The organism is Streptomyces sp. NPDC037288, assembly GCF_055603265.1.
The window spans coordinates 156,119-180,414 of the sequence record NZ_JBVJVY010000006.1 but is presented as its reverse complement, the minus strand read 5'-3'; the positions used below and the strand labels follow the sequence as shown (position 1 = coordinate 180,414).

General features: G+C 71.0%; 22 protein-coding genes and 2 pseudogenes. 11 read left to right on the top strand and 13 right to left on the bottom strand.

The window, feature by feature from the left end; translation table 11 throughout:
• Positions 1–26: 26 nt before the first annotated feature.
• A complete protein-coding gene (locus ACZ7GZ_RS09745) occupies positions 27–488 on the bottom strand; it encodes a hypothetical protein (RefSeq protein ID WP_471022456.1) in 462 nt (153 codons plus the stop codon).
• A 226-nt stretch (positions 489–714) separates the two neighbouring features.
• On the opposite strand from ACZ7GZ_RS09745, the gene ACZ7GZ_RS09740 reads away from it, so the two are divergent.
• The 6 genes from ACZ7GZ_RS09740 (at position 715) to ACZ7GZ_RS09715 (ending at position 5,009) form a co-directional block, all read left to right on the top strand.
• Positions 715–1,140 (top strand): WXG100 family type VII secretion target, encoded by a 426-nt coding sequence (locus ACZ7GZ_RS09740; RefSeq protein WP_471022454.1) that lies wholly within the window; start codon positions 715–717, stop codon positions 1,138–1,140.
• Between the two features lie 58 nt (positions 1,141–1,198).
• Complete coding sequence (locus ACZ7GZ_RS09735; protein WP_471022453.1) at positions 1,199–1,510, top strand: WXG100 family type VII secretion target; 312 nt, start codon at positions 1,199–1,201, stop codon at positions 1,508–1,510.
• Positions 1,510–3,267, top strand: coding sequence for an RNase A-like domain-containing protein (locus tag ACZ7GZ_RS09730; protein WP_471022451.1), 1,758 nt, complete (start codon positions 1,510–1,512; stop codon positions 3,265–3,267). Before ACZ7GZ_RS09735 ends, ACZ7GZ_RS09730 begins: the two co-directional genes overlap by 1 nt.
• A 69-nt stretch (positions 3,268–3,336) precedes the next feature.
• Positions 3,337–3,897, top strand: coding sequence for a hypothetical protein (locus ACZ7GZ_RS09725; RefSeq protein WP_471022449.1), 561 nt, complete (start codon positions 3,337–3,339; stop codon positions 3,895–3,897).
• Between the two features lie 69 nt (positions 3,898–3,966).
• Positions 3,967–4,308, top strand: coding sequence for an RNase A-like domain-containing protein (locus ACZ7GZ_RS09720; protein WP_471022448.1), 342 nt, complete (start codon positions 3,967–3,969; stop codon positions 4,306–4,308).
• Positions 4,309–4,328: 20 nt separating this feature from the next.
• Positions 4,329–5,009: a contact-dependent growth inhibition system immunity protein gene (locus ACZ7GZ_RS09715; protein ID WP_471022446.1), complete on the top strand. Its 681-nt coding sequence runs from the start codon at positions 4,329–4,331 to the stop codon at positions 5,007–5,009.
• 137 nt (positions 5,010–5,146) lie between these two features.
• Here the strand turns inward: ACZ7GZ_RS09715 and ACZ7GZ_RS09710 are convergent, their stop codons facing one another.
• Genes ACZ7GZ_RS09710 through pdhA (ACZ7GZ_RS09700) form a run of 3 tightly spaced genes read right to left on the bottom strand, consistent with a single transcriptional unit; the run spans position 5,147 to position 8,727 of the window.
• Entirely contained in the window at positions 5,147–6,529 is a 1,383-nt protein-coding gene (locus tag ACZ7GZ_RS09710) for a dihydrolipoamide acetyltransferase family protein (RefSeq protein ID WP_471022443.1), read from the bottom strand.
• 10 nt (positions 6,530–6,539) lie between these two features.
• Entirely contained in the window at positions 6,540–7,517 is a 978-nt protein-coding gene (locus ACZ7GZ_RS09705) for an alpha-ketoacid dehydrogenase subunit beta (protein ID WP_450795287.1), read from the bottom strand.
• Between the two features lies 1 nt (position 7,518).
• Positions 7,519–8,727, bottom strand: coding sequence for a pyruvate dehydrogenase (acetyl-transferring) E1 component subunit alpha (pdhA, locus tag ACZ7GZ_RS09700; protein ID WP_471022441.1), 1,209 nt, complete (start codon positions 8,725–8,727; stop codon positions 7,519–7,521).
• Positions 8,728–9,049: 322 nt separating this feature from the next.
• Here pdhA (ACZ7GZ_RS09700) and ACZ7GZ_RS09695 point away from each other — a divergent pair.
• Both ACZ7GZ_RS09695 and ACZ7GZ_RS09690 read left to right on the top strand, forming a co-directional pair.
• A pseudogene (locus tag ACZ7GZ_RS09695) lies at positions 9,050–9,491 on the top strand (response regulator transcription factor).
• A 92-nt stretch (positions 9,492–9,583) separates the two neighbouring features.
• Positions 9,584–10,627 carry a phosphotransferase gene (locus tag ACZ7GZ_RS09690; RefSeq protein WP_471022438.1) on the top strand — a complete coding sequence of 348 codons (1,044 nt, stop codon included), beginning with the start codon at positions 9,584–9,586 and terminating at the stop codon, positions 10,625–10,627.
• 127 nt (positions 10,628–10,754) lie between these two features.
• Here ACZ7GZ_RS09690 and ACZ7GZ_RS09685 read toward each other — a convergent pair whose 3' ends face one another.
• Positions 10,755–12,407 carry a protein kinase domain-containing protein gene (locus ACZ7GZ_RS09685; RefSeq protein ID WP_471022437.1) on the bottom strand — a complete coding sequence of 551 codons (1,653 nt, stop codon included), beginning with the start codon at positions 12,405–12,407 and terminating at the stop codon, positions 10,755–10,757.
• 343 nt (positions 12,408–12,750) lie between these two features.
• Between ACZ7GZ_RS09685 and ACZ7GZ_RS09680 the strand changes: the two genes are divergently transcribed.
• Entirely contained in the window at positions 12,751–14,379 is a 1,629-nt protein-coding gene (locus ACZ7GZ_RS09680; RefSeq protein ID WP_471022436.1) for a Stk1 family PASTA domain-containing Ser/Thr kinase, read from the top strand.
• Between the two features lie 111 nt (positions 14,380–14,490).
• Here ACZ7GZ_RS09680 and ACZ7GZ_RS09675 read toward each other — a convergent pair whose 3' ends face one another.
• Positions 14,491–15,036 carry a bacterial proteasome activator family protein gene (locus ACZ7GZ_RS09675; RefSeq protein WP_471022433.1) on the bottom strand — a complete coding sequence of 182 codons (546 nt, stop codon included), beginning with the start codon at positions 15,034–15,036 and terminating at the stop codon, positions 14,491–14,493.
• A 174-nt stretch (positions 15,037–15,210) separates the two neighbouring features.
• Between ACZ7GZ_RS09675 and ACZ7GZ_RS09670 the strand changes: the two genes are divergently transcribed.
• Positions 15,211–15,930 carry a hypothetical protein gene (locus tag ACZ7GZ_RS09670; RefSeq protein ID WP_471022432.1) on the top strand — a complete coding sequence of 240 codons (720 nt, stop codon included), beginning with the start codon at positions 15,211–15,213 and terminating at the stop codon, positions 15,928–15,930.
• A gap of 123 nt (positions 15,931–16,053) precedes the next feature.
• Here ACZ7GZ_RS09670 and ACZ7GZ_RS09665 read toward each other — a convergent pair whose 3' ends face one another.
• The 7 genes and pseudogenes from ACZ7GZ_RS09665 to pdhA (ACZ7GZ_RS09635) form a co-directional block, all read right to left on the bottom strand.
• On the bottom strand, positions 16,054–17,034 hold the full coding sequence (locus tag ACZ7GZ_RS09665) for an NAD(P)H-quinone oxidoreductase (RefSeq protein ID WP_471022431.1): 981 nt from the start codon (positions 17,032–17,034) through the stop codon (positions 16,054–16,056).
• Between the two features lie 77 nt (positions 17,035–17,111).
• Positions 17,112–17,689: pseudogene (locus ACZ7GZ_RS09660) on the bottom strand (NAD(P)-binding protein); the annotation flags it as partial.
• Between the two features lie 25 nt (positions 17,690–17,714).
• A complete protein-coding gene (locus tag ACZ7GZ_RS09655; RefSeq protein ID WP_471022430.1) occupies positions 17,715–19,070 on the bottom strand; it encodes a molybdopterin molybdotransferase MoeA in 1,356 nt (451 codons plus the stop codon).
• Entirely contained in the window at positions 19,070–19,969 is a 900-nt protein-coding gene (locus ACZ7GZ_RS09650) for an NTP transferase domain-containing protein (protein WP_471022429.1), read from the bottom strand. Before ACZ7GZ_RS09650 ends, ACZ7GZ_RS09655 begins: the two co-directional genes overlap by 1 nt.
• Before the next feature lie 33 nt (positions 19,970–20,002).
• Positions 20,003–21,466, bottom strand: a complete 1,464-nt coding sequence (locus tag ACZ7GZ_RS09645) for a dihydrolipoamide acetyltransferase family protein (protein WP_471022428.1) — start codon at positions 21,464–21,466, stop codon at positions 20,003–20,005.
• Entirely contained in the window at positions 21,466–22,470 is a 1,005-nt protein-coding gene (locus ACZ7GZ_RS09640) for an alpha-ketoacid dehydrogenase subunit beta (RefSeq protein ID WP_471022427.1), read from the bottom strand. Before ACZ7GZ_RS09640 ends, ACZ7GZ_RS09645 begins: the two co-directional genes overlap by 1 nt.
• Complete coding sequence (pdhA, locus tag ACZ7GZ_RS09635; RefSeq protein ID WP_471022425.1) at positions 22,467–23,621, bottom strand: pyruvate dehydrogenase (acetyl-transferring) E1 component subunit alpha; 1,155 nt, start codon at positions 23,619–23,621, stop codon at positions 22,467–22,469. Before pdhA (ACZ7GZ_RS09635) ends, ACZ7GZ_RS09640 begins: the two co-directional genes overlap by 4 nt.
• Before the next feature lie 190 nt (positions 23,622–23,811).
• On the opposite strand from pdhA (ACZ7GZ_RS09635), the gene ACZ7GZ_RS09630 reads away from it, so the two are divergent.
• Positions 23,812–24,294, top strand: a complete 483-nt coding sequence (locus ACZ7GZ_RS09630; protein WP_471022639.1) for an Lrp/AsnC family transcriptional regulator — start codon at positions 23,812–23,814, stop codon at positions 24,292–24,294.
• Positions 24,295–24,296: the final 2 nt, after the last annotated feature.

Genomic DNA, 24,296 nt, shown 5'->3' with positions numbered 1-24,296 from the left:
CCGCGTCGCCGGGTCAGGAGTCGGCGTCAGCGCGAAAGGTTCCCTCCTTTCCGTTCCTTGTCGCCGTACCCCACCGGAAGCTGGTCGTAGGTCTTGAAGGTGTACGAGGCGTCGTACGACAGCAGGTTTCCTCGGTCGGCCGGCAGGCCGAGTCGCCGGTTGAGGGCTGCGGTGAGCGGACCGCAGTGTGCGGAGGCCGGGGCGGTGAAGGTGTCGTCGTACGCCGAGAACTCGATCAGCGGCGGGTCCTGGGAGACCCACTTGGAGGGGCCCGAACGCTTCAGCTGGAAGCCGACGGGGCCGTCCGCCCCTATGGCGCAGCCGCGCGGCACCAGCGGACCGAGGAGGCGGAAGCGGAGGCTGAACTGCCCGGTGTAGGCGTCGAACCGGCCGCCGGTGCGGCGGGCCAGCAGGCGGGCGGTGACCACGAGTCCGGCGCAGCAGGAGACGGTGTAGGCGCCGGCCATGCCGGTGACCGCCCACCCCACCGGCAGCAGCGGATGGCACTGCTCGGCGAACCACTCTGAACCTGCTCGAGGCCGGGGCGACACGGCATGGGCGTCCACGGAGCGGGTTCAGCAGCGCCGCCCGCGCGATGGGATCACCGCTCTCGACACGGCCTACACGGTATCGTCCTCGCGCCGCACCCCTCGGATTCGTAGGATCGTCTCAGCGGCAGGACTCGAGCGATGCCCAACGGGGGGAACAGGCAGCATGGATGGTCGGGTGGCAGGCTCGGCGCAGGGGAACGGCGCCGACCTTCATGTGTCCTCTCAGGACCTCACCAAACTCGCGCAAGACCTCGACGACATGCAGGACCACCTGAACAAGCAGGTCCGGCGCATGGATGAACTCGTCGACCGTATCGAGGCCGGCTGGCGCGGCCCGGCGGCGACGGCGTACCGGGAGTTCCACCGTGCGGCGGCCAAGGACGCCGTACACGTTCGGGAAGTGATGAAGCAGATTGAGGAAGCCGTGCGGCTGAGCCGTGACGGCTTCAGCTCCGACGACCTGCACGTGCTCGAACAGATGCGCCGGATCCACGTGGACGTCGACAGCGAGGTCGACAAGCTCTCCACGCCGGACACCGGAGCCGACGGCACAGCGGCACAGCCGCGCAGCAGTCTGGACGGCTACTGACCGGCCCGGCTTCAACGGGCTTGTTTCGCAGCGCAGTTACTGACATCAAGGGGGAGTCATGTCGACCGGTGCGGACGGCGACCACATAGCCGTCTCTTTCGCCACGCTCCACGAACTGGCCGTCGAACTGGAGGACATCCTCAAGCAGCTCAACGGCAAACTGGGCGACCTCTACGACCGCGTCGAACCGGTCGTCGTCTCCTGGAGGGGTGAGGCCCGCGAGATCTTCGTGCAGAAGCTCGACGAATGGGACCACTACGCCCAGGACCTCCAAGCGGCGCAGAAGTGGCTGCACGGGTACGTCACCACCGGTCACGCCAACTACGCGGCCGCCCACAAGGCGGTGCTGCGCGGCTGGGGGGCGGCCTGATGGCAAGCCGTCCGAGCGATGCCGAACGCCAGCAGGAACGGGACCGGCTCAAAACGGCGGACCCCGGCTCCGGCGGTGGATTCGATCTGATGCCGCAGCACTTGTACTACACGTCGGCCGTGGTGCGCGACGGGCAGTTCGATTACGACAAGGGCGCGACGACGTTGGTGAACGCCCTGAATCAGTACAGCCAGTCGGCAGGGACCGGATCGGGGCCCGATGCCTTCGCCAAGGCCTATATGAAGATCGCCGAGAAGTTCATCGCGGTCTGGTCGGCCAGCGTGGTGAGCGTCGGTGGCGTCGCGGTCGGCCTGACCGTGACCGCCAACAACTACCAGTCCGCGGACTGGGCCGCGCGCGGCATGTACGGGCCGCCGCCTCGCCACACACCTCCCGCCGTCATAGAAAAAGCACCTGATTACGGGAAGATCAACGACATCAAGTGGTCCGGGACCGGCCAGGACGCCGACTCATGGGCGATTTCCGGAGCCCTCGGCGAGATCCCGGACTTCCTCGCGGGTGTCATCAAGCCTGCCATCGAATACGGTCTGAACCTGGGCAAGACTCATGAAATAACTCCTGGCGCCAAGGAAGACGACCTCAAAGGCATGGCCAGCGCATGGGAAGAGGCCGGGAAGACCACACTGAAGGCGGGGGACAATTTCACGTCCGCCATCGCGTACATCACGGATCCCCATGGGAACAACGAGTGGCAGAGCGCGATGAAGTCCTTCTGCCAGTCGATCTGGGGGACCACCGCTTGGGGGCGCAGCCGGAACGCGCAGGGGCAGATAGCCCAGCCTCATCAGGGTGCCCGCAGCTGGAAGACATCGGGAAACGTGGCACCTTCGCAGCGCCGGCCGATCCTGGAGGTCCTTCACCACACCGCTGACACCCTGCACAAGAGCTGTACCGAACTGGCCGAGGCCGCACATACCTGCCGCGAGACCACCACCAATCTGGCCAAGAAGGCGGCCCACGGCATGGTGGAGGACCTGACAACGGGCCTCGATGCGGTGGAGCTGCTCGAACTCGCCGCGACTGCCATGTTCGGGAAGCTGGTCTGGACCTTCCGACAGCACATGGACCGAGCAGCAGCGGACAAGGCGGTCGACATCTACCAGCAGAAGTTCCACGAAGCCGCCACCACGCTGCTCGCCCTGGAATGGGAGCTGGACGAAGCCCTCAGAAGCGCGCCGACCTTCATCGCGGAGGAAGCCAGGGCCGAGGCGTTCGGCGGCCGCTCGCTGAACGAATTCAAACAGGAGCACAAGCTCATCAACGGGGAAAACCCGTTCCCCTACAAATACACCCTCGACCTCGCCATGGAGGAAAACCTCTACGGCGGTCACACCATCGACAAACATGTCGGCAAGACGGATGCCCAGCTGCTCCAACGTCTGAGGGACCAGGCAAACAGCAGTGGCACGCCCACCATCCCGGCGGCCTCCAGTTTCACGGACCTGCCATCCGCCCAGAAGTACACCCAGTACTGCATCCGGGAGAAAAGCGCGGACATCGACGCCTGGCTGGCCACCGGCAGACCACCGCAGCCGCCCAGCGAGATCTTCTCGGTCCCCTCGGTGGGTCCGGCCCCGCACAGGCCGCCGGCCGTCATGCCGGTGACCGGACGTACGTCCGTAGTGCACAACGGACAGCCGACCCCGGTCACGGATGCTTATGGCGTGCAGGTCCGACTCAAATACGTCGACGGTCTGAATCCCCCCTTCGTCGTTGTCACCTCCATGCCGAAGTGACGGAAGCCTAAGCTGGAGAGCGCCTCGTGAGCCCCCCGTTGCCCATCGATCATTCGTCTGGACGTGCCAATGACATCGCCTGATGCCTCGGCCTGGGCAGATGCCCTGACCATGTACGAGCGGCGGTACTCGATCGTCGTGGTGGGACCACGCAGGCACGAGGACTGGTCCCTGGATGCCCTCGCGTTGCTCAACAAAGAGGTTGCGGATCCCCGTTCGTGGCGATCGCTGGAGTTCTACTCGGAGAGCGACGAGGAGTGGCGGCCGGACTGGCTGGCGCCCTTCGTGCCTCCAGGACTCGACTGGCCGTCCAGGCTTCGGCGCATTCCTCGTTCCTCCGCGCACCGCTTGCTGGTCGCACTCTCGACGAACTGGTTGGACGTCACGTCTGAGCCCGGCTTCGACACGCAACGCCCCGGCCTGGAGGAAAAGGCGGCCGTCCTTCTGACCCGCTTCCCCGAGCGGTCGACCGCGTTCTACACCAACACCGGCTACCGGTCCGGTGCCGCACCGGACTTCTACCTTCCCATCACGGGATGCGACCCGTTCAGCGAGCACGATCGCGACGTCGGCCTCATGGCGGTGTCCGACGCTGAAGTAGGCATTTTCTGGTCTTTCGATGCCACGTGAAAGCGGTCGTCAGAGCAATCGAAATTCCCCTGAGCCATCCGGACGGACTCCATGAACAACACCGGTGACATGAACGAAGGTACCGTCGTCCCCTCCGAGACGCCCGCCCTGGTGCCCACCCGCAGCGCTACCTATCCCGACCGCGAAACCGCCCAATGGGCCACCCAGCAGGTCGTCACCGCCAACGAGCAGCTCATCCACCGCTGGCTCGCCCGGTCCACGCGCCCCCGTCTGACCATCGAGGCCTCCTGGCCGTCCCGCTCCGAGCCGGTCGGGCGGGTCCTGTTGCAGGCGATGATGCTCGCGGGCCGGGAGCCGGTCGACGTGCGCGCCGCCAGGGTGATCATCAAGCGGGACACCTCACGCCCGCACGGCTTCGCCGTCCACGCCACGTTCCCGATCTACCTGTAGACCCGTAGAGGCAGACAACCGTGCCCCTGAGCCCCCTCGAACACGACCGCCGCTACGGCGAACTCGACCAGGTCATGCGCGCCTACCTCGGGCAGCCGGCCGACGACACTCCCGACAAGCCCAGCCACGCCCTGACCGCCTACCTCCGCCACACCTGGCACACCCGCCCCTGGGCCCTGGCCATCGCAGAACGGCAGCTGCGGGACTACGCCGACAGCCCACCCGGACGGCTCAGGCTGCGCCTGGGCGAGTTCTACCCCATCCCCGACGTCGGCCTGCCCCAGGACGAGATCCAGCAGTGGCTCTACTGCCTCGCGGACCACGTCAAACACAGCGTCGAGAGCGGAGAAGTACCGCCTCCGGCACCGCCCGCCACCCACTGGGAATGGCACGCCCGCTTCCCCGAACTCGGCCAGTTCCTCGGCGGCTGGTTCTCGCAGGACATGCCGGACGAGTTCGACGATCACGGTGCGGCGGTCGATGACTACCGGGCCTCGGCCGACTCCCAGCTCGTAGCCCGGCTCATCGGCGAACTCCATGAGCTGCTCGCCCTGGACCTGAACGAGAGTGACTACGCACTCGCCGTCGCCGAACTCGGCATGGAAGTCGACCCACCTGCGCCGTACTCGCCGAGCGGCTGGCTGGTGAGGGTCGCCGAGGCGCTCGCGACGCCACCTGCCGCATACGGTCCGTCTGCCTGAGACAGGGCCTACTGCCGCGAGCTGGACGGCTGGACGGCTACGGGGCCTGACCGCCGAACCGCAAAAGAGGAGGGGCGGCCGCAAGACCAATGTGCGGCCGCCCCGTCATGCTTGCCCACGCTACCGGCGCCGGATCGTCACGCCCAGGTGATCAGCCTCTTCGGCTGCTCCAGAATCGCCGCCACATCCGCCAGCAGCTTGGAGCCCAGCTCGCCGTCGACCAGGCGGTGGTCGAAGCTCAACGCCAGGGTGGTGACCTGTCGCGGCTTCACCTTGCCCTTGTGGACCCACGGCTGGAGCTTGATCGCGCCGACCGCGAGGATCGCCGACTCGCCGGGGTTGAGGATCGGCGTGCCGGTGTCGACACCGAAGACGCCGACGTTGGTGATCGTCACCGTGCCGCCCTGCATGGCACCGGGGGAGGTCTTGCCCTCCCGCGCCGTCGAGACCAGCTCTCCGAGTGCGGCGGCCAGTTGCGGGAGCGTCTTGTCGTGCGCGTCCTTGATGTTCGGCACGATCAGGCCGCGCGGGGTGGCCGCCGCGATGCCCAGGTTGACGTAGTGCTTCTGCACGATCTCCTGGTTCGCCTCGTCCCAGGACGCGTTGATCTCGGGGTTGCGCTTGATGGCCACCAGCAGGGCCTTGGCGATGAGCAGGAGCGGATTGACCCGCAGGCCCTGCATCTCCTTGTCCTGCTTGAGCTCCTCGACCAGCTTCAGCGTGCGGGTCACGTCGACCGTCACGAACTCCGTGACGTGCGGCGCCGTGAACGCCGAACCGACCATCGCCGTCGCCGTGGCCTTGCGGACGCCCTTCACCGGGATGCGGGTCTCGCGCGTGCCGTCGTACGAGGCGACCGGCGCCGGCGTCACCGGGGCTGCGGCGACCGGGGCCGCAGGCTCGGCGGGCTTCGGTGTGGCCGCCGCGTGGACGTCCTCACGCGTGATGACGCCGTCAGGGCCGGACGGCGTGACCGTCTGCAGGTCGACGCCGAGGTCCTTGGCCAGCTTGCGCACCGGCGGCTTGGCCAGCGGGCGGGGCTTCTCGGTGACCGGCGCGTGGCCGTTCAGCTCGGACTGGACGGCCTGGGCCGGGGCCGGGACGGTGACCTCCGGGCCCTTGCGGGGGCGGCGCTTGGTGGAGGAGGTCGCCACGCCGTAGCCGACGAGGACCGGCTGGCGGCCCTGCGGCTTCGGCTCCTCCTCGGTCGGCTGAGCGGGCTCGGCCTTGGGCTGTTCCGCCTCCGGTGCCGCCGCCCCGCCCGCCACGTCCACCGCGATGATGGCCGTGCCCACGTCCACCGTGGTGCCCTCGGGGAAGTGCAGGGCGCGGACCACGCCGTCGTAGGGGATGGGGAGTTCGACGGCCGCCTTGGCGGTCTCGACCTCGCACACCACCTGGCCGTCGGTGACCGTGTCACCCGGCTGGACGTACCACTTGAGGATCTCGGCCTCGGTGAGTCCCTCGCCGACGTCCGGCATCTTGAACTCGCGTACGGACGCTTCCGTCATCGTCGTCACGACCCTCTCCTCAGTACGCCAGCGAGCGGTCGACGGCGTCGAGCACGCGGTCCAGGTCCGGCAGGTACTCCTCCTCCAGGCGCGCCGGCGGGTACGGGGCGTGGTAGCCGCCGACCCGGAGCACGGGGGCTTCGAGGTGGTAGAAGCAGCGCTCGGTGATCCGGGCGGCGATCTCCGCGCCGGAGCCGAAGAACACCGGCGCCTCGTGGACCACGACCAGGCGGCGGGTCTTCTCCACCGAGGCCTGGATGGCGTCGAAGTCGAGGGGGGAGACCGAGCGCAGGTCCAGGACCTCCAGGGACTTGCCCTCCTCGGCCGCCGCGGCGGCGACCTCCTGGCAGAGCTTCACCATCGGACCGTAGGCGGCCAGGGTCAGATCGGTGCCCTCGCGGACGACCTGCGCCTTGTGCAGGGGCGCGGGGATCGCCTCGACGTCCACTTCTGCCTTGTCCCAGTAGCGGCGCTTGGGCTCGAAGTAGATCACCGGGTCGTCGCTCTGGATGGCCTGCTGCATCATCCAGTACGCGTCCGACGCGTTCGACGGAGACACGATCTTCAGGCCGGCCACGTGGGCGAACAGGGCCTCGGGGGACTCCGAGTGGTGCTCGACCGCGCCGATGCCGCCGCCGTAGGGGATGCGGACGACGACCGGCATCTTGACCTTGCCCAGCGAACGCGCGTGCATCTTCGCGAGCTGGGTGACGATCTGGTCGTAGGCCGGGAAGACGAAGCCGTCGAACTGGATCTCCACCACCGGGCGGTAGCCGCGCAGGGCGAGGCCGATCGCGGTGCCGACGATGCCGGACTCCGCGAGGGGGGTGTCGATGACGCGGCTCTCGCCGAAGTCCTTCTGCAGGCCGTCCGTCACCCGGAACACGCCGCCGAGCTTGCCGACGTCCTCGCCCATGACCAGGACCTTGGGGTCGGTGTCCAGGGCGCGGCGCAGCGACTCGTTGATGGCCTTGGCCATCGCCATCTTCTCGGCCATGTCAGTGACCCCCTTCTGCGTCCGCGAACGACGCCTGGTAGGCGGCGAACTGGGCTCGTTCCTCGTCGACGAGCGCGTGCCCGTCCGCGTACACGTTCTCGAAGATGGCGAAGTGGTCCGGGTCGGGCATGGCGCGGACCGCTTCGCGCACTCGTTTGCCCAACGTCTCGGATTCGGTCTCGAGTTCCGCGAAGAATCCGTCGTCCGCGTGGTTTGAGGCCTCCAGGTACCGGCGAAGGCGCAGGATCGGGTCCTTCGCCTCCCAGGCGAGGCGCTCCTCGTCGCCGCGGTAGCGGGTGGGGTCGTCGGAGGTGGTGTGGGCGCCCATGCGGTAGGTGTACGCCTCGACGAGGGTGGGGCCCTCGCCGTCGCGGGCGCGCTCCAGCGCCCACTTGGTGACCGCCAGACAGGCCAGCACGTCGTTGCCGTCCACGCGCACGCCGGGAAAGCCGAAGCCCTGCGCCCGCTGGTAGAGCGGCACACGGGTCTGCTTCTCGGTCGGCTCGGAGATCGCCCACTGGTTGTTCTGGCAGAAGAACACCACGGGCGCGTTGTAGACCGCGGAGAAGGTGAACGATTCAGCGACGTCGCCCTGGCTGCTCGCGCCGTCGCCGAAGTAGGCGATCACCGCGCTGTCCGCGCCGTCCTTGGCGATGCCCATCGCGTAGCCGGTGGCGTGCAGCGTCTGGGAGCCGATGACGATCGTGTACAGGTGGAAGTTGTTGCTGTTGGGGTCCCAGCCGCCGTTGTTCACGCCGCGGAACATGCCGAGCAGGTTGGTCGGGTCGACATCGCGGCACCAGGCGACACCGTGCTCGCGGTAGGTCGGGAAGACGTAGTCGTCGTCGCGCAGCGCCCGGCCGGAGCCGATCTGGGCGGCCTCCTGGCCCAGCAGGGAGGCCCACAGGCCCAGCTCGCCCTGGCGCTGCAGGGCGGTGGCCTCGGCGTCGAAGCGGCGGGTGAGCACCATGTCGCGGTACAGGCCGCGCAGCTCTTCGGGTGTGATGCCGGCGACGTAGGCGTCGTACTCGGCGTTCTTGACCCGCTTGCCCTCGGGCGTCAGCAGCTGTACGAGCTCCGGCTCGGTGTTCTTCTTCGCGCGCGTGGCGCGCCCGGCGGTGCTGCGGGTGCCGGTCTCGGTGCCGGTGGTGCCGGCCTTGCCTGCGGCGCTGCGTCGCGGCTTGCGCGCGGCACTGCTGTCCACGGTCACGTGTGCTCCTCCGTCGTTCCGGCCCCCGGGGTTGCCGGTAGGCCAGTGCGGCTCACCTGTTTCGACCACCGGGCACGGGGTGGGTGCCACTCGGCCGGGAACAGGCGTGACAGGTGCCCCGGCGAGCGCCCTGCAACCAACACGTTACCCAGTGCTCCACATTTCTGTGAAACCCCACCTGACCTGCGATTTTGCTTGGATTTCCAAGTAAATCGGAGAAGCCTGGAAGCGCGCTGGTCACAGCCTTGCGAAAGGCCGGAGCACGGGCACGTTATCCCGCAGACCCAGCTCACGGGAAGAGTTTGCGTGTGAGACTGATTCCGTGCGCGAAGAGGGAAAAATCAGAGTTTTTCTCCTCGATGGCGACGAGGTGGTCCGCCGCGGCGTGCACGAACGCCCTCCGTCGAACCGGACATCGAGGTGGCCGGCGAGGCCGGCACGGCGGCCGACGCGCTGGTGCGCATTCCGGCCACCCGGCCCGACGTAGCGGTGCTGGACGTGCGGCTCCCGGACGGCAGCGGCGGCGCGGCGCGCAAGGACGACAGACTCGCGCAGCTGACCGAGCGGGAGCGGAGAATCCTCGTACTGATCGGCGAAGGACTCACCAACGCCAGACCGGCGGGCGTTTGCATCTCACCGAGAAGACGATCAAGAATTGCGTTTCGGGTCTGCTTTCCAAACTCGGTAGGCAGCGCCGCTCGCAGGCCGCCGCTTATGCCGCCCGGATGCAGGTGGAAAAGAGCGGAAGCGACGGAACTCTCTGATAAAGCCTGCCGCGTGACCGAAAGCGATCATCGGCGACTGCCTGTGACAAGCCCCAGCTCACAGCGGCTTTTCGTGCCCTAGCATCTGCGGCGTGCCGCGCTCTTGTGTACCACCCCTCGTACCCCATGCGCCCCCTCTCAGCGCCCTGCTCCGCCTGTACGCCGCCGGTACCGCCCTCACCTGTGAGCCCGTCGACCAGGGCCTGCTGAACCGCGGTTACCGGCTGTGCACCACCCGCGGCCGCTACTTCCTCAAGCACCACTTCGACCCCGACACCGCCGACCCGGCCGCCATCGAGCGCCGGAACCGCGCCACCCAGCGCCTGGCCGACCTCGGCGTCCCGGTCTCCGTGCCGCTCGCGCACCGCGAGGGCCGCACGGTCGCCGTCGTCGGCGGCCACGCCTACGCCCTGCACCCCTGGATCGACGGCAGGCACCGCCACGGCGGCCAGCTCACGCGCGGGGAGAGCGCACGGCTCGGGGCGCTGCTGGGCGCCGTGCACGCCTGTCTGGAGCGCGTGATGCCGCCCAAGGGGCGCACGCGGCCGGCCACAAGCCCCCACCCCGTGGAGAGCGCCGACCCGGACGACACCTTCGCCCTCATCGACGACCTGCTCGCCCAGGTGCGCCGCCACCGCCCCGCCGACGCCTTCGACGAACTGGCCCGGCACCGCCTGCTGGAACGCCGCGCGCTCCTGGAGCAGCACGCCGACCGGCGCCCGCCGCGCGGTGGCTCGGTGGGCTGGGTGCACGGCGACTTCCACCCGTTCAACCTGCTCTACAAGGACGACGCCCCGGCGGCCATCGTCGACTGGGACCGGCTCGGCGTGCAGCCCCGCGCCGAGGAGGCCGTACGCGCCGCCGCGATCTTCTTCGTACGGCCCGCGGGCGCCCTGGACCTGCCGAAGGTGCGCGCGTACGCGCGCGCGTACCGGCGCGCGGCCGGCGCCACGCCCTCGGAGCTGGCGGCGGCCGTGCACCGGGTGTGGTGGGAGCGGCTGAACGACTTCTGGATGCTGCGCTGGCACTACGAACGCGGTGACACGCGCGCGGACTGCCAGTTCCCGGCCGCGTCGGCGCTCGCGGTGTGGTGGACCCGCGAGTACGACGCGGTCTGCGACGCGTTCGTACGGTGAGCGCCCGCGGCCACGGGCCGGGTCACCTCGACGCGACCGCCACCACGGGCCGGATCACTCAGCACGACCGCACCCGCGCGCCCGGATCGCGTCAGGGTGTCGCTGTCGCGGGCGCGGTGGGTGTCCTTCAACTGGTGGGGATGCCCGTGCCGCCGTCCGCGGTGTTCCCGGTGGTGGTGCCGCCGTCGGTGGTACCCGCGTCCGTGCCGCCGTCCGCCGTGTTCCCGGTGGTGGTGCCGCCGTCGGTGGTACCCGCGTCCGTGCCGCCGTCGTCGGTGCCCCCGATCGTGCCGCCGGTCGTGGGGTCCGTGGGCTCCGACGGGGAGGTCTCCGGGTCCGTCGGCTCGTCGGTGGGCCCCGTGGACTGCGACTGCGAGGTCTGCGGGTCCGACGGCGTGTAGCCGGAGCCGCCAGAGCTCGTGTCCGAGCCGTTGTCGGTGGCGGGGTCCGACGGCTGGTCGGTGGTGTCGTCCGACGGGGTCGGGGAGTCCGAGTGCTCCTTCGCCGGCTTCGAGTGCGTCGTCGTCGGCTTGGTGTCCGTGCCGGTGCCCTTGCCGGTGCCCGTGCCCTTGAGCGCGAGCGCGACACCCGCCGCGATCGCGATGACCGCGAGGACGGCGAGGATCCACACCTTGCCCTTGCCGCTGCCCTTGTTGCCGTGCCCCTCGAATCCGCCGTCGTCGCCGCTGCCGTAGCCCTGGGGCAGGATCGGCTGCGGGATCTGCGCGGTCCCGGGGCCGAACTCGCCCGGGTGCTGCATCGCGGTGGTGCCCGTGAAGCCGCCCGCCGGGGTGTGCCGGCCGTCGTGGGCCTCCACCGGGCCGGTGTTCCAGGTGCCGGTGTGGCCGCCCGCCTCGTAGAGCATCTGCAGGCCGTACTGGACCAGGCCGCGCATCTCCTCGGCCGTCTGGAACCGGTCGTCCGGCTCCTTGGCGAGCGAGCGCATGACCAGGCCGTCCAGCTCCGGCGGGCAGCCGTCGGAGAACTCCGAGGGCGGGGTCGGGATGTCCTGGACGTGCTGGTAGACCACCGACAGCGGCGTCTCGCCGGTGAACGGGGGCCTGAGCGCGAGCAGTTCGTACAGCAGGCAGCCGGTCGCGTACAGGTCGGAGCGGTGGTCCACGGCCTTGCCGAGCGCCTGCTCCGGGGAGAGGTACTGCGGCGTGCCCATGACCATGCCGGTCTGCGTCATCGTTGTCGAGGCGCCGTGCAGGGCGCGCGCGATGCCGAAGTCCATCACCTTGACGGCACCGCTGTCGGTGATGATCACGTTGGCGGGCTTGATGTCGCGGTGCACGATGCCGTGCTGGTGCGAGTAGGCAAGCGCTTCCAGCACCCCGGAGACGATGATCAGGGCCTGCTCGGGACCCGGCGCCTCGGCGTTCAGCAGCAGATCGCGGATGGTGCGGCCCTCGACCAGCTCCATGACGATGTACGGCACGGACTGGCCGCCGACGACGTCCTCGCCGGAGTCGTACACGGCGACGATCGCGTGGTGGTTGAGGCCCGCGACCGACTGCGCCTCGCGCGTGAAGCGGGCTTTGGAGACCGGGTCCTCGGCAAGGTCCGCGCGGAGCAGCTTGACCGCGACCGTACGGCCCAGACGGACGTCCTCGGCCGCGAAGACCTCGGCCATGCCGCCGCGGCCGAGCCGGTGGGTCAGCCGGTACCGGCCGTCGCCGACGAGCCCGCCGTTGCCCCACATCTCCGGCGCGTCCGACATACCGCCGCCACTCGCCTCGGGGTCGGACGGGCCCTGGGCGCGCTGCGTCTGTGCCATCAGTCCTCGCCGTCGTTTCTGCCCGCGGTGCGCGCGGTGTTGTTACGGTCTCCGTCGGCCACGCTACAGCCTCCGCGCGAGCCACCGGTTCGGAACCGGAAGCCGGACCGTCCGGAGCATGACCGGCCATGAAACCCGTAGCACGCGCTGTCGTGCAAATTCTGTGTGCCGGTCGTACGCCCCCTGTAACGCTTGCGCGACGCTTCTTTCGCGTACGGTCACGGAACGGGCACCGCGCTTGACGTGTCAGTGCCCTGGGGCAGACTTGGCCGGGAATGACACATTCGATCAAGGCCCGTGCGATGAGCGAACGCGCCGGACGGCCAGTGGGGGACGCGGAGAGATGAGCCAGGACGGCGCACACGGGCGTTACGCGGGGCAGGCGCTGGCCGGCGGCCGCTACCAGCTGCGCGACTTGCTCGGCGAGGGCGGCATGGCCTCGGTGCACCTGGCGTACGACGCCGTGCTCGACCGCCAGGTGGCGATCAAGACGCTCCACACGGAACTCGGCCGGGAACAGGCCTTCCGCGAGCGCTTTCGCCGCGAGGCCCAGGCCGTGGCCAAGCTCACGCACACCAACATCGTCTCCGTCTTCGACACCGGCGAGGACGACCTCGGTGGTCTGACGACTCCGTACATCGTCATGGAGTACGTCGAGGGCCGCCCGCTGGGCTCGGTCCTCGAGGAGGACATCCGGCAGTACGGCGCGATGCCCGCCGACAAGGCGCTCAAGGTCACCGCGGACGTGCTGGCGGCGCTGGAGATCAGCCACGAGATGGGGCTGGTCCACCGCGACATCAAGCCGGGCAACGTGATGGTGACCAAGCGCGGCGTGGTCAAGGTCATGGACTTCGGCATCGCCCGCGCCATGCAGTCCGGTGTGACGTCGATGACGCAGACCGGCATGGTCGTCGGCACCCCGCAGTACCTCTCGCCCGAGCAGGCCCTCGGCCGCGGCGTGGACGCCCGCTCCGACCTGTACTCGGTCGGCATCATGCTGTTCCAGCTGGTCACCGGGCGGCTGCCGTTCGAGGCGGACTCACCGCTGGCGATCGCCTACGCGCATGTCCAGGAGGAGCCGGTGGCTCCTTCGTCGATCAACCGGTCCCTGCCGCCGGCGGTGGACGCCCTGGTCGCCCGCGCGCTGAAGAAGAACCCGAACGAGCGTTTCCCGACCTCCGAGGCCATGCGCGACGAGTGCCTGCGCGTCGCGGCCTCCTTCCAGGCGGCCGCGCCCAGCATTGTGCCGGGCGCAGCGCCGACGCAGAGCGGCGCGGGCGTCGGCTCCGCGGTGTTCCCGCCGGTCGACCAGACCGCCCAGGCGGCCCCCGGACCGGTGCAGACGCCGTACGCGACAGGTCCGTACGGCGCACCGCAGACACCCGCCCCGTCGTACGGCTACCCGCAGCAGGGCGGCTACCAGACGCCGCCTCCCGTGGGCTACGGCCCGCAGGCTCCGCAGGCCGCGCCGACCCCGCCGCCGTACACGATCTCGCCGCAGCCGTCCGCTCCGGGCTCCGGCGGGGGCAGGAGCAACAAGCCTGTGATCATCGGCTCGGTCGCGGTGTCGCTCGTCGCGGTCGTCGCCCTGGTGGTCGCGCTGGCGCTGAACAACGGCAGTGACGACAAGGGCGGCCAGGGCGGGGCGAGTGCCTCCGCGTCCAGCTCCCACAAGCCGGGCTATCGCGGGCCGGACACGAGCCGGGTGATCGACAAGGAGAAGTGCACGCAGCCGCAGGAGTCCATCAACGACCCCGACAAGATCGAACTGCCCAACTTCCAGTACAAGGACATCACCTCCGTGAAGGCGTGCTTCCAGGCCGCGCACTGGAAGTACACGATCAAGCCCGTGGACGGCAACACGTGGGGCGACGGCACGGTGCTGGACCAGTTCCCCTCCGCGGGCACGGACTTGGACCCGAAGAACCCGGGCACCATCGAGCTGAGCGTCTCGACCGGCAATCCCGCCTGAGAACCGAACCACTGACAGGCTTCTCGTCCAAAGGTCGGGCCCGGCACTTTCCGTGCCGGGCCCCGCTCGTTTCAGGTACGGCCTGCGTTATTTCGGGTACGGCTCGGGTCGTTACAGGTACGGCCCGCCCGAACGGCCGCCGGCGCGGTGCTCGTCGCCGCCCTCGTGGCCGCTCATGCCCGGCGGAAGTGCGCGGCGCATCTGTTCCAGCTGGGCCCGCGCGGCCATCTGCTGGGCGAACAGCGTCGTCTGGATCCCGTGGAAGAGGCCTTCCAGCCAGCCCACCAACTGTGCCTGGGCGATCCGCAGTTCCGCGTCGCTCGGGGTCACGTCGTCGGTGAACGGCAGGGAGAGCCGCTCGAGTTCCTCGACCAGCTCCGGCGCGAGGCCGTCCTCCAGCTCCTTCACCGAGCTGGCGTGGATCTCCTTCAGCCGCACCCGGCTCGCCTCGTCCAGAGGGGCCACGCGCACCTCCTCCAGGAGCTGCTTGATCATGCTGCCGATCCGCATGACCTTGGCAGGCTGCTCGACCTGCTCCGTCAGCGGAGTCTCTCGGGAGTCGTCGTCCCCGTTGCCGCCGCCGAGCGCCATCCCGTCCTGGCCCACGACGAGGATCTGGGGACTCTCCGGCGACCGTTCGTTCCTCGGCATCTCCATGCCGCCATTCTCTCGCACCCGTACACCTCATCACCGTGGTGCCCCCTCGTGGGGGTGATCCACCGTTTAGACCCAACGGAGCATTCTGAAATGCCCTGTTTGCCATTGAATGTGAGGCTTATTTCCGTCCGTTATTCATCGACCACGACATCGGGGCTCAGGGAGGTCACCGGCGTGACTCCATGGCTGCGCATCACGTTCCCCTGCGTACGGCTGCTGCTCGTCCTCGGAGCGGCCCTTCCCGCGTACGGCACCGTCACCCTGTACGCCACGGCGGCGTACGCCGCCGGGCCAGCACCCGGGAACGCCACCGCCCCGGGTCACCCGCCCCGGCCCGCCTCCGCGGAGCCCTCGGGGCACCCAGGGTCATCGGGGCCGGCGGTCCACGCACACGCGGGGGCTGCCGGTGCCGAGCGCCCTGAGCGCCCCGTCCCCCCGGAGCCGCCCGGTCACGATCATGACCACCACGGCTTGCCCACCGCTGGTCCCACGCTCATTCCCATACCCTCCGACTCCGCCTCCGCCTCGTACCGCCCGGCGGCCGTCGAGCCGACCCGTGCGGGCAGTCGTGCCGGCGAGGGCCGGCTGAGGCCGGGCCGGCCGGACGGGCCCGCGGCCGAGGTGGAGGGCGACGACGACCCCGCGCCCACCCGGACCCCGGACTCCGGCCGGCCGGAGGAGCCGGAGACCGCGGACCTCCCGGCCACGACACCGTCGGCCGTCCCTCACGAGGCCGGCCTCGACCCCGCCAGGGCCCCGGGCCAGAACGCCGCCCAGCAGAACGGGAACACGACCGAGCCGGTCCTGCAGATCCTCCCCCTGGGCAGCGGCCTGGTCCTGATAGGCCTCGGCCTGGGCCTGGCTTTCCTGGCCCTCAGGCTCCGCAGAGGCTGACGCGGCCACAGACACAGACCTGGCGAACCCCACCCCCGGCCAGCCGGCACAGGGCGCCGTACCAGCACCCCAGCGTCACGGCGTCACCGCGTCACGGCACCCCAGCGTCACGGCACCCGAGCGTCACGGCGTCACCAGCAGCACCTTGCCGACATGCCCGCTCTCCTCCACCACGCGGTGCCCCTCGGCCGCCTCCCCCATCGCCAGCTCTCGATCAACAACCGGCCGGACATGCCCCCCGGCAACCAACGGCCACACATGCTCCCGCACCGCGGCCACGATCGCCGCCTTCTCACTGAGCGGCCGTGCCCGCAGCGAGGTCGCGCTGATCGCGGCCCGCTTGCCGAGCAGCGCGCCGATGTTCAACTCGCCCTTGGCCCCGCCCTGCAGACCGATGATCGCGAGGCGTCCGCTGGCGGCGAGCGCCTGGACATTGCGGTCCAGGTACTTCGCCCCCATGTTGTCGAGGATCACATCGGCCCCCGCACCCCCGGTGGCCTGCTTGATCTCGGCGACGAAGTCCTGCTCTCGGTAGTTGATGAGGATGTCCGCGCCCAGCTCGGCACAGCGCTCCAGCTTCTCCTTCGTACCGGCCGTCACCGCGACCTTGGCCCCGACTGCCTTGGCGAGCTGGATGGCCATGGTCCCGATGCCGCTGGACCCACCGTGCACGAGCAGCGTCTCACCGGGCCGCAGATGGGAGATCATGAACACGTTGGACCAGACCGTGCAGACCACCTCGGGCAGCGCGGCCGCCTGCTTGAGGTCGACGCCCTCGGGCACGGGCAGCAGCTGCCCGGCCGGTACGACGACCTTCTCGGCGTAACCGCCGCCCGCGAGCAGCGCACACACCTCGTCGCCGACGGCCCAGCCGGACACACCGGAGCCGAGCGCGGCGATCCTGCCGGAGCACTCCAGGCCGGGGTAGGGGGAGGCACCGGGCGGCGGGTCGTAGAAGCCCATCCGCTGCATGATGTCGGCGCGGTTGACAGCACTGGCCACCACCTCGACCAGCACCTCACCCTCGCCGGGCTCCGGGTCGGGGACCTCCGCCCACACCAGCGCCTCGGGACCACCGGGTTCGGGAATCGTGATCGCATGCATGCGCGTGACGCTACTCCCCACGCCCGGCGTCCTGGGAGCAGACCCGCTCGCTCCCGGATGTCCGGGACACCGCGGCGTCAGTCGCGGGTCAGGGGCCGGGCAGCCGGGGTGACCCGGGCACCGGGGGTCGCGCGGACGACCGTGATGAGCCGGTCGGTCAGCTGAAGAGTGCCGACGGCCGGGTCGTCGTAACCGAGCACGCGGTGCCCGCGGACGACGCTCAGGACGAGGTCGTCGGTCTCGCGCGCCCGCTTGCCCACCTCACTGCGGACCACCGGGCGCTCGAGGTCCAGCCCGCTGCCCTGCTGGATCAGGTCCTCCATGACCATGCCGGCGGCGGGGCTGAGTACGGACAGGCCGGCAGCCGCCCGGCCGCGCTGGCGCTGGTGATGACGGCGTCCGCCCCGGACTGCTTGAGCAGCGGCGCGTTCTCCTCCTCGCGCACGGCGGCCACGATCTTCGCGCCCCGGTTGAGCTGCCGGGCCGTCAGCGTGACAAGGGCCGCGGTGTCGTCGCGCTGCGGGGCGGCGATGATCTGGCGCGCTTTGTGCACCTCGGCCTGCTTCAGCACGTCACTGCGGATCGCGTCGCCCACGACCGCCGCGTAGCCCTCGGCGGTCGCGGCGTCGACCGCCTTGGCGCTCGGGTCGACCAGGCGATGGCGTCGCGGCCCGGGTGTTTCACGTGAAACACACCCCGATGCCGGCCGCCGCCCACGGCAGATCGATCAGCTCCGCCTCCTCGCCCTGCCGGGCCCCGCCCGGCGGTACGACGGCCAGCGCGTCGGCCGCGGCGACGCCACGGAGCATGGCCGGACCGTTGTAGTGCAGCGGTACGGCAAGGTCGCCGCGCAGCACCACGGGGATGAGCCGGGTGTCGTACGGGTGCCCCTGGACCGCCTCCCTGAGCGGCAGCGTGTACGGCTCGGGCGCCGGGTGGGCGGCGAGGGTGCGCAGCAGCGGCTCAGCGAGCGTGAGCAGGCCGGAGACGGCCGCGAGGGGGTTGCCGGGCAGGCCGACGAGGTGCTGGTTGTCCTTGGTGCGGGCCAGCAGCATGGGATGGCCGGGTCGCACCTTGACGCCATCGACGAGGAGTTCGGCGCCGATGCGTTCCAGGATGGGATGGACGTGGTCGACGGGGCCGCCCGCCGTGCCGCCGGTGGTGACGATGAGGTCGGCTCCGGAACCGGTGACGGCCCGGTGCAGGGCCTCGGCGTCGTCGCCGATCCGGCGCACCGCGACGGCCTCGGCGCCGAGCGCGCGCAGCCAGGGCGGCAGCATGGGACCGAGCGCGTCCCGGATCAGCCCGTCGCGCGGCAGGCCCTCGTTCAGCAATTCGTCGCCGAGCACGAGGACTTCGGCACGCGGGCGCGGTACGGCGGTGACGGTGTCGTATCCGGCCGCCGCGGCCAGGCCCAGGACGGCAGGGGTGACCACGGTGCCCAGGGGCAGCAACTGATCACCGCTGCGGCACTCCTGGGCACGCGGGCGGATGTCCTGGCCGTGCGCCATCTCCCGGGTGGCGTGGAGCCGGCCCTGTGCGTCGATCCGACCGTGCTCGCTGCGCAGGACGGCCGTGGTGTCGGCCGGGATGCGGGCGCCGGTCGCGATGCGGACCGCCTCGCCGTCGGTGAGCGGCTCGGGCTGCGCATGTCCGGCGAACACTCCCTCGTCCCGTACGTCCCAGGGGCCGGGTCCGGCGACCGCCCAGCCGTCCATCGCGGAGGTGTCGAAGGAGGGCAGGTCGGTCAGCGCGTCGAGCGGGGCGGCCAGGGCGAGGCCGAGGGCGTCGGCGAGCGGCACGGTGACAGGGGCGGGGCGGACGCGGGCGCGGGCGGCGCGAGCGGCGATCTCGCGGGCCTTGGGCCAGGGGGTGGCCCGGTGCCGCTCGCTGTGTGCGTCAGGCGCCCGGGCGGGCACCTGGCCCTGGCCTCCTTGGTCGTCCTTGGCTTCCCTCACCAGGGCCAGGGCCTCCTCGACATCGAGGTCGTCGCTGTCGTCGGCGGGCGCTTGGGCCCGCGTTCCGGGGGCGGTCATCAGGCGCCCGGGGCGCTCGGGCCCCCGCTGTCGCCTTGGTTGTTCTCCTCTTCCCAGCGCAGCGCGAGCGCGGCAGCCTTGCGCGCGGCCTCGGCGACCGCCTCGGGGCCTCCCTTGCCCTGGGCCGCGGCGTAGCCGACGAGGAAGGTGGTCAGCGGGGCGGCGGGCCGGGCCACGCCGTGCGCGGCGTCCCGGGCCAGGTCGAGCAGGACGCCGGTGTCGACATCCAGGTCGATGCCCAGTTCGTCCTTGACTGCGGAGATCCATTCATCCAACACGTGCCCATGCTCCCTGATGCGTGCCCTGGCGTCGGCGATGTCGTCCCAGGTGTCGCAGTCGAAGGACGCGAGCGGGTCCGGGACGCGGGTGAGGCGGAGGGCGCCGGTCAGCCGGCGCAGGGGCAGTCCGGTCAGGCCGTCCGGGCCGGCCGCGAGGGCGGCCAGCTCGCGGCGGAGCGCGGCGGTGCGGTAGGCGGCCACGAGCGGCTGATCGCGGCCGTCGGCGTCGGTGAGCAGCGCGCCGTCGGCCCCGGTGCCGCCCAGGGCGGTCAGCAGGCGCCGCAGCGTGTCCGGCTGGACAAAGGGCAGGTCGGCGGAGAGCACGACGGCGTGCTCGGTGGTGGTGAGGGCGAGGCCTGCCGCCAGCGCGGCGACCGGTCCGCCGCCGGGCGGCTCCTCGCGCGCCCAGCGCACCGGCCGGGCGGTGGGCCGTCGGTCGGCCACCACGACGGTCGTACGGGCGCCCGCGCAGGCCGTGAGGACCCGGTCGAGCAGCGCCCGGCCGCCGACCCGCAGACCGGGCTTGTCGGCCCCGCCGAGCCGCCGGGCGGCGCCGCCGGCCAGCACGACGGCGTCGTACGGCACCGGCGTCGCGGGGGCGGTGGGGGCGTTGTCGGTCACCCCCCGAGTATGTCCCGAGGGGCCCCGCGTGTGTCACAGGGTGCGCAGGAGCACCGCCGGATGTTCCACGCAGTCCGCCACGTACCGCAGGAATCCGCCCGCTGTGCCGCCGTCGCACACCCGGTGGTCGAAGGTGAGCGAAAGCTGGACGACCTGTCGTATCGCCAGCTCGTCTTCGTGGACCCACGGTTTGCGGACGATCCGGCCGACGCCGAGCATGGCCGCTTCGGGGTGGTTGATGATCGGCGTGGAACCGTCGACGCCGAAGACCCCGTAGTTGTTCAACGTGAAGGTCCCGCCGGTGAGTTCCCCCGGTGTCAGCTTCCCGGCGCGGGCGGCCTCGGTGAGCCGGGCGAACTCGGCGGTCAGCGACTCGGCGTCGCGCGCGTGGGCGTCCCGGACGACCGGTACGACGAGTCCGCGCTCGGTCTGCGCGGCGAACCCGAGGTGGACATGGTCGAGCTGGACGACCTCGCGGGCCTCGGCGTCGACATACGAGTTCAGCTCGGGGAACCGGGCGAGTGCGGCCGTGCAGATACGGGCGAGCAGCGCGAGCAGGGAGATCTTCGGCCCTCCCGCGGCGTTCATCGCGGCACGCGCGCGGATGAGTTCGGTCGCGTCGGCGTCGACCCAGCAGGTGGCGTCCGGGATCTCCCGGCGGCTGCGGGAGAGCTTGTCGGCGACAGCACCGCGCACGCCCTTGAGGGGGATGCGGATGCCCGCGGCGCGCGTGCCCGAAGCGGCGGGTGCCGGCAGGGCCGCGGCGGGGCTGTGCCTCACCGGGGCGGGCGCCCCGGCCGTACGGCTGCCCGGGGTCACCCTGGTCCGCAGGGCGTCCTCGACGTCCGCGCGCAGGATCAGCCCGTCCGGGCCCGAGCCCGCCAGCTGCCGCAGGTCCACACCGCCCTCGCGGGCCAGCCGGCGCACCAGCGGGGAGATCACGGGCACCGGACCCTCGTCGTGACGTGCGCCCACGCGCGCGTGGGCCGTCCCGTTGAGCGCCGTGTCCGTGAAGGCCGCTGTTGCGTCCGGTCGCCCCGCCCGGGAGGCCGCAGCCGGGCTCTGCCGCCTGTCCGGGCCGGTCCCCGAGGGCGCGCTCGTGGTCCGCGCGCTGTCCGCACCGGTGGCGCCGTTCGCGGCACCCGTCACCGCCGGGGTCGGCCGTACCCTCCGGCGCCGGGCCGGCGTTTCCGAGGTGCCGTATCCGACCAGGACGTTGCCGGATCCCTGCGGCTCGGTGTCCGCGGCCGGTTCACCCACGGCCACCGTCAACAGCGGTGCGCCGACCGGCAGTTCGGTGCCCTCCTCGCCGAACCGGGCGGTGACGACACCGCCGTAGGGGCAGGGCACCTCGACCATCGCCTTGGCCGTCTCGACCTCGACGACCGGCTGGTCGACGGCGACGACGTCGCCGACCTGGACCAGCCAGCGGACGATCTCCGCCTCGGTGAGTCCCTCGCCGAGGTCGGGGAGCTTGAATTCCAGCACCTGTGCCATCAGCCCTCGGCCTCCCACTGCAACCGGGCCACGGCGTCCAGGATGCGGTCGACGCCGGGCAGGTGGTGCCGCTCCAGCATGGGGGGCGGGTAGGGGATGTCGAAGCCGGCCACGCGCAGCACCGGCGCCTCCAGGTGGTGGAAGCAGCGCTCGGTGATCCGGGCCGCGATCTCGCCGCCCGGTCCGCCGAAGCCGGTGGCCTCGTGGACGACGACCGCACGTCCGGTGCGCCGCACCGCCGCACAGACCGTCTCGTCGTCGAACGGCACCAGCGAGCGCAGGTCGACCACTTCCAGGTCCCAGCCCTCGGCCTGCGCGGCCTCGGCGGCCTCCAGGCAGACCGGCAGGGAGGGGCCGTAGGTGATGAGCGTGGCGCTGGTGCCGGGGCGGCGCACCACCGCGCGGCCGATGGGTTCCACGTCGGTGGGGTGCTCGGGGTTCCAGGAGTCCTTGGACCAGTACAGCCGCTTGGGCTCCAGGAAGACGACCGGGTCGTCGGAGGCGATGGCCCGGCGCAGCAGGCCGTAGGCGTCGGCGACGGTCGCGGGCGTGACCACGTGCAGGCCCGGTGTGGCCATGTAGTAGGCCTCGGAGGAGTCGCTGTGGTGCTCGACGCCGCCGATGCCGCCGCCGTAGGGGACGCGGACGGTGATCGGCAGGGGCATCCTCCCGCGGGTGCGGTTGCGCATCCGGGAGACATGGCTGATGAGCTGCTCGAACGCCGGGTAGGCGAAGGCGTCGAACTGCATCTCCACCACCGGGCGCAGCCCGTACATGGCCATGCCGACGGCGGTGCCGAGAATGCCGGCCTCGGCGAGCGGGGTGTCGGTGCAGCGGTCCTCGCCGAACTCCTTGGCGAGGCCGTCGGTGACCCGGAAGACACCGCCGAGGGTGCCGACGTCCTCGCCCATGACGTGCACGGAGGGGTCGGCGGCCATCGCGTCGCGCAGCGCGCGCGTGAGGGCCTGCGCCATGGTGGCGGGCTTGACGGCGACGGTGGTCATCGGGCGCCGCCTTCCAGCGCGCCGTGCTGCTCCTGCTCGGCTTCCAGCTCGGCCCGGAGCATGTCGCGCTGTTCGCGCAGCTGCGCGGTGGTCTCGGCGTAGACGTGGTCGAAGAGGGCCATGGGGTCCAGTTCGGGGTCGCGGTTCATGCGTTCACGCAAGGATGCGGCCATCGCCTCGGCGTCCTGCCGGGCGGCCTCTATCCCGGTCTGGTCGAGCAGCCCGCGCGCGGTGAGCTCGGATTCCAGCAGGTGGATCGGGTCGTGGGCGCGCCAGGCCGCGACCTCGGCGTCGCCGCGGTAGCGGGTGGCGTCGTCGGCGTTGGTGTGGGCGTCGATCCGGTACGTCACCGCCTCCACCAGGGTGGGGCCGCCGCCCGTGCGCGCGTGCCGCACCGCGTCGCTGAGGACCTCGTGCACGGCCGCGGCGTCGTTGCCGTCGACCAGCCGGCCGGGCATGCCGTATCCGACGGCCTTGTGGGCCAGGGAGGGCGCGGCGGTCTGCTTGGCGAGCGGGACGGAGATGGCGAAGCCGTTGTTCTGCACGAGGAAGACGACCGGCGCCTGCCAGACGGCGGCGAAGTTCAGCGCCTCGTGGAAGTCGCCCTCGCTGGTGCCGCCGTCGCCGACCAGGGCGAGCGCGACCACGTCGTCACCCTTGAGGCGGGCGGCGTGCGCGAGGCCGACGGCGTGCGGGAGCTGGGTGGCCAGCGGGGTGGAGAGGGGGGCCACGCGGTGTGTGTGGGGGTCGTAGCCGTTGTGCCAGTCGCCGCGCAGCAGGGTGAGGGCCTCTACGGGGTCCACACCGCGGGCGACGACGGCGAGGGTGTCTCGGTAGCTGGGGAAGAGCCAGTCGCGCTCTTCGAGCGCCAGGGCGGCGGCGACCTCGCAGGCCTCCTGGCCGGTGCTGGAGGGGTAGACGGCGAGGCGGCCCTGCTTGGTGAGCGCGGTGGCCTGCGTGTTGTAGCGGCGGCCGCGCACCAGCTGGGCGTACAGCCGGCGCAGCAGGTCCGGGTCGGCCTTGGCGGCCGCCTCGGTGCCGAGGACGCGGTACGGCTCGGCGTCGGGCAGCAGCGGCGCGGGGTCCATACGGGGCTGCCAGGCGGGCGGCGGCGATGGCCGGTACACGCCCCGCTGCTCCAGAACCGTCATGACGGCACCTCCTCTTGGGAGCGGCTACGGGAGACGCGTCGACTGTGAGGCGCCTCACCAACCGATTGTTCGGTCGTCGGCACATTTTGGCTACAGGCGCCTCCAGGCTGTGGACAAACGGTTCTCCACAGCCTGCAATGAATGCAGGACGTCCACGGCGAGGGAGCGGGGGGCAATGTCAGCTGAACAAATGGCCGACGGACCGCAGGGCGGCGCCCCGTTGCCGCCCCGCCCGCTGGACGCCATCGACCAGGACATCCTGAAGATCCTCCAGGCGGACGGCCGCGCCTCGATACGGTCCGTCGCCGAACGCGTCCACGTCTCACGTGCCAACGCCTACGCGCGCATCAACCGGCTCGTCGAGGACGGCGTCATCCGGGGGTTCAGCGCGCGCGTGGACCACGAGCGGGCGGGCCACGGCACGTCGGCGTACATCACGCTGAAGATCGTCCAGAACACCTGGCGCACGGTCCGCGAGCAGCTCAGGCAGCTGCCCGGCGCCTCCCACATCGCCCTCATGGGCGGCGACTTCGACGTACTGCTGCTGGTGCACACGCCCGACAACCGGGCGCTGCGCGAGGTGGTGCTCACCCGGCTCCAGGCGATCCCCGAAGTGCTCAGCACCCGCACGCTGCTGGTGTTCGAGGAGGAGGACCTGGAACCCGACGGGTGAGG

Bases quoted from the DNA above. Each gene is read 5' to 3' on its own strand.
- ACZ7GZ_RS09655 (WP_471022430.1), bottom strand. From the start codon at position 19,070: ATGACCGCCCCCGGAACGCGGGCCCAAGCGCCCGCCGACGACAGCGAC.
- ACZ7GZ_RS09740 (WP_471022454.1), top strand. From the start codon at position 715: ATGGATGGTCGGGTGGCAGGCTCGGCGCAGGGGAACGGCGCCGACCTT.
- ACZ7GZ_RS09665 (WP_471022431.1), bottom strand. From the start codon at position 17,034: ATGCATGCGATCACGATTCCCGAACCCGGTGGTCCCGAGGCGCTGGTG.
- ACZ7GZ_RS09645 (WP_471022428.1), bottom strand. From the start codon at position 21,466: ATGGCACAGGTGCTGGAATTCAAGCTCCCCGACCTCGGCGAGGGACTC.
- ACZ7GZ_RS09720 (WP_471022448.1), top strand. From the start codon at position 3,967: ATGAACGAAGGTACCGTCGTCCCCTCCGAGACGCCCGCCCTGGTGCCC.
- ACZ7GZ_RS09630 (WP_471022639.1), top strand. From the start codon at position 23,812: ATGGCCGACGGACCGCAGGGCGGCGCCCCGTTGCCGCCCCGCCCGCTG.
- ACZ7GZ_RS09730 (WP_471022451.1), top strand. From the start codon at position 1,510: ATGGCAAGCCGTCCGAGCGATGCCGAACGCCAGCAGGAACGGGACCGG.
- ACZ7GZ_RS09705 (WP_450795287.1), bottom strand. From the start codon at position 7,517: ATGGCCGAGAAGATGGCGATGGCCAAGGCCATCAACGAGTCGCTGCGC.
- ACZ7GZ_RS09725 (WP_471022449.1), top strand. From the start codon at position 3,337: ATGACATCGCCTGATGCCTCGGCCTGGGCAGATGCCCTGACCATGTAC.
- ACZ7GZ_RS09640 (WP_471022427.1), bottom strand. From the start codon at position 22,470: ATGACCACCGTCGCCGTCAAGCCCGCCACCATGGCGCAGGCCCTCACG.
- ACZ7GZ_RS09685 (WP_471022437.1), bottom strand. From the start codon at position 12,407: ATGGCACAGACGCAGCGCGCCCAGGGCCCGTCCGACCCCGAGGCGAGT.
- ACZ7GZ_RS09735 (WP_471022453.1), top strand. From the start codon at position 1,199: ATGTCGACCGGTGCGGACGGCGACCACATAGCCGTCTCTTTCGCCACG.
- ACZ7GZ_RS09680 (WP_471022436.1), top strand. From the start codon at position 12,751: ATGAGCCAGGACGGCGCACACGGGCGTTACGCGGGGCAGGCGCTGGCC.
- ACZ7GZ_RS09675 (WP_471022433.1), bottom strand. From the start codon at position 15,036: ATGGAGATGCCGAGGAACGAACGGTCGCCGGAGAGTCCCCAGATCCTC.
- pdhA (WP_471022425.1), bottom strand. From the start codon at position 23,621: ATGACGGTTCTGGAGCAGCGGGGCGTGTACCGGCCATCGCCGCCGCCC.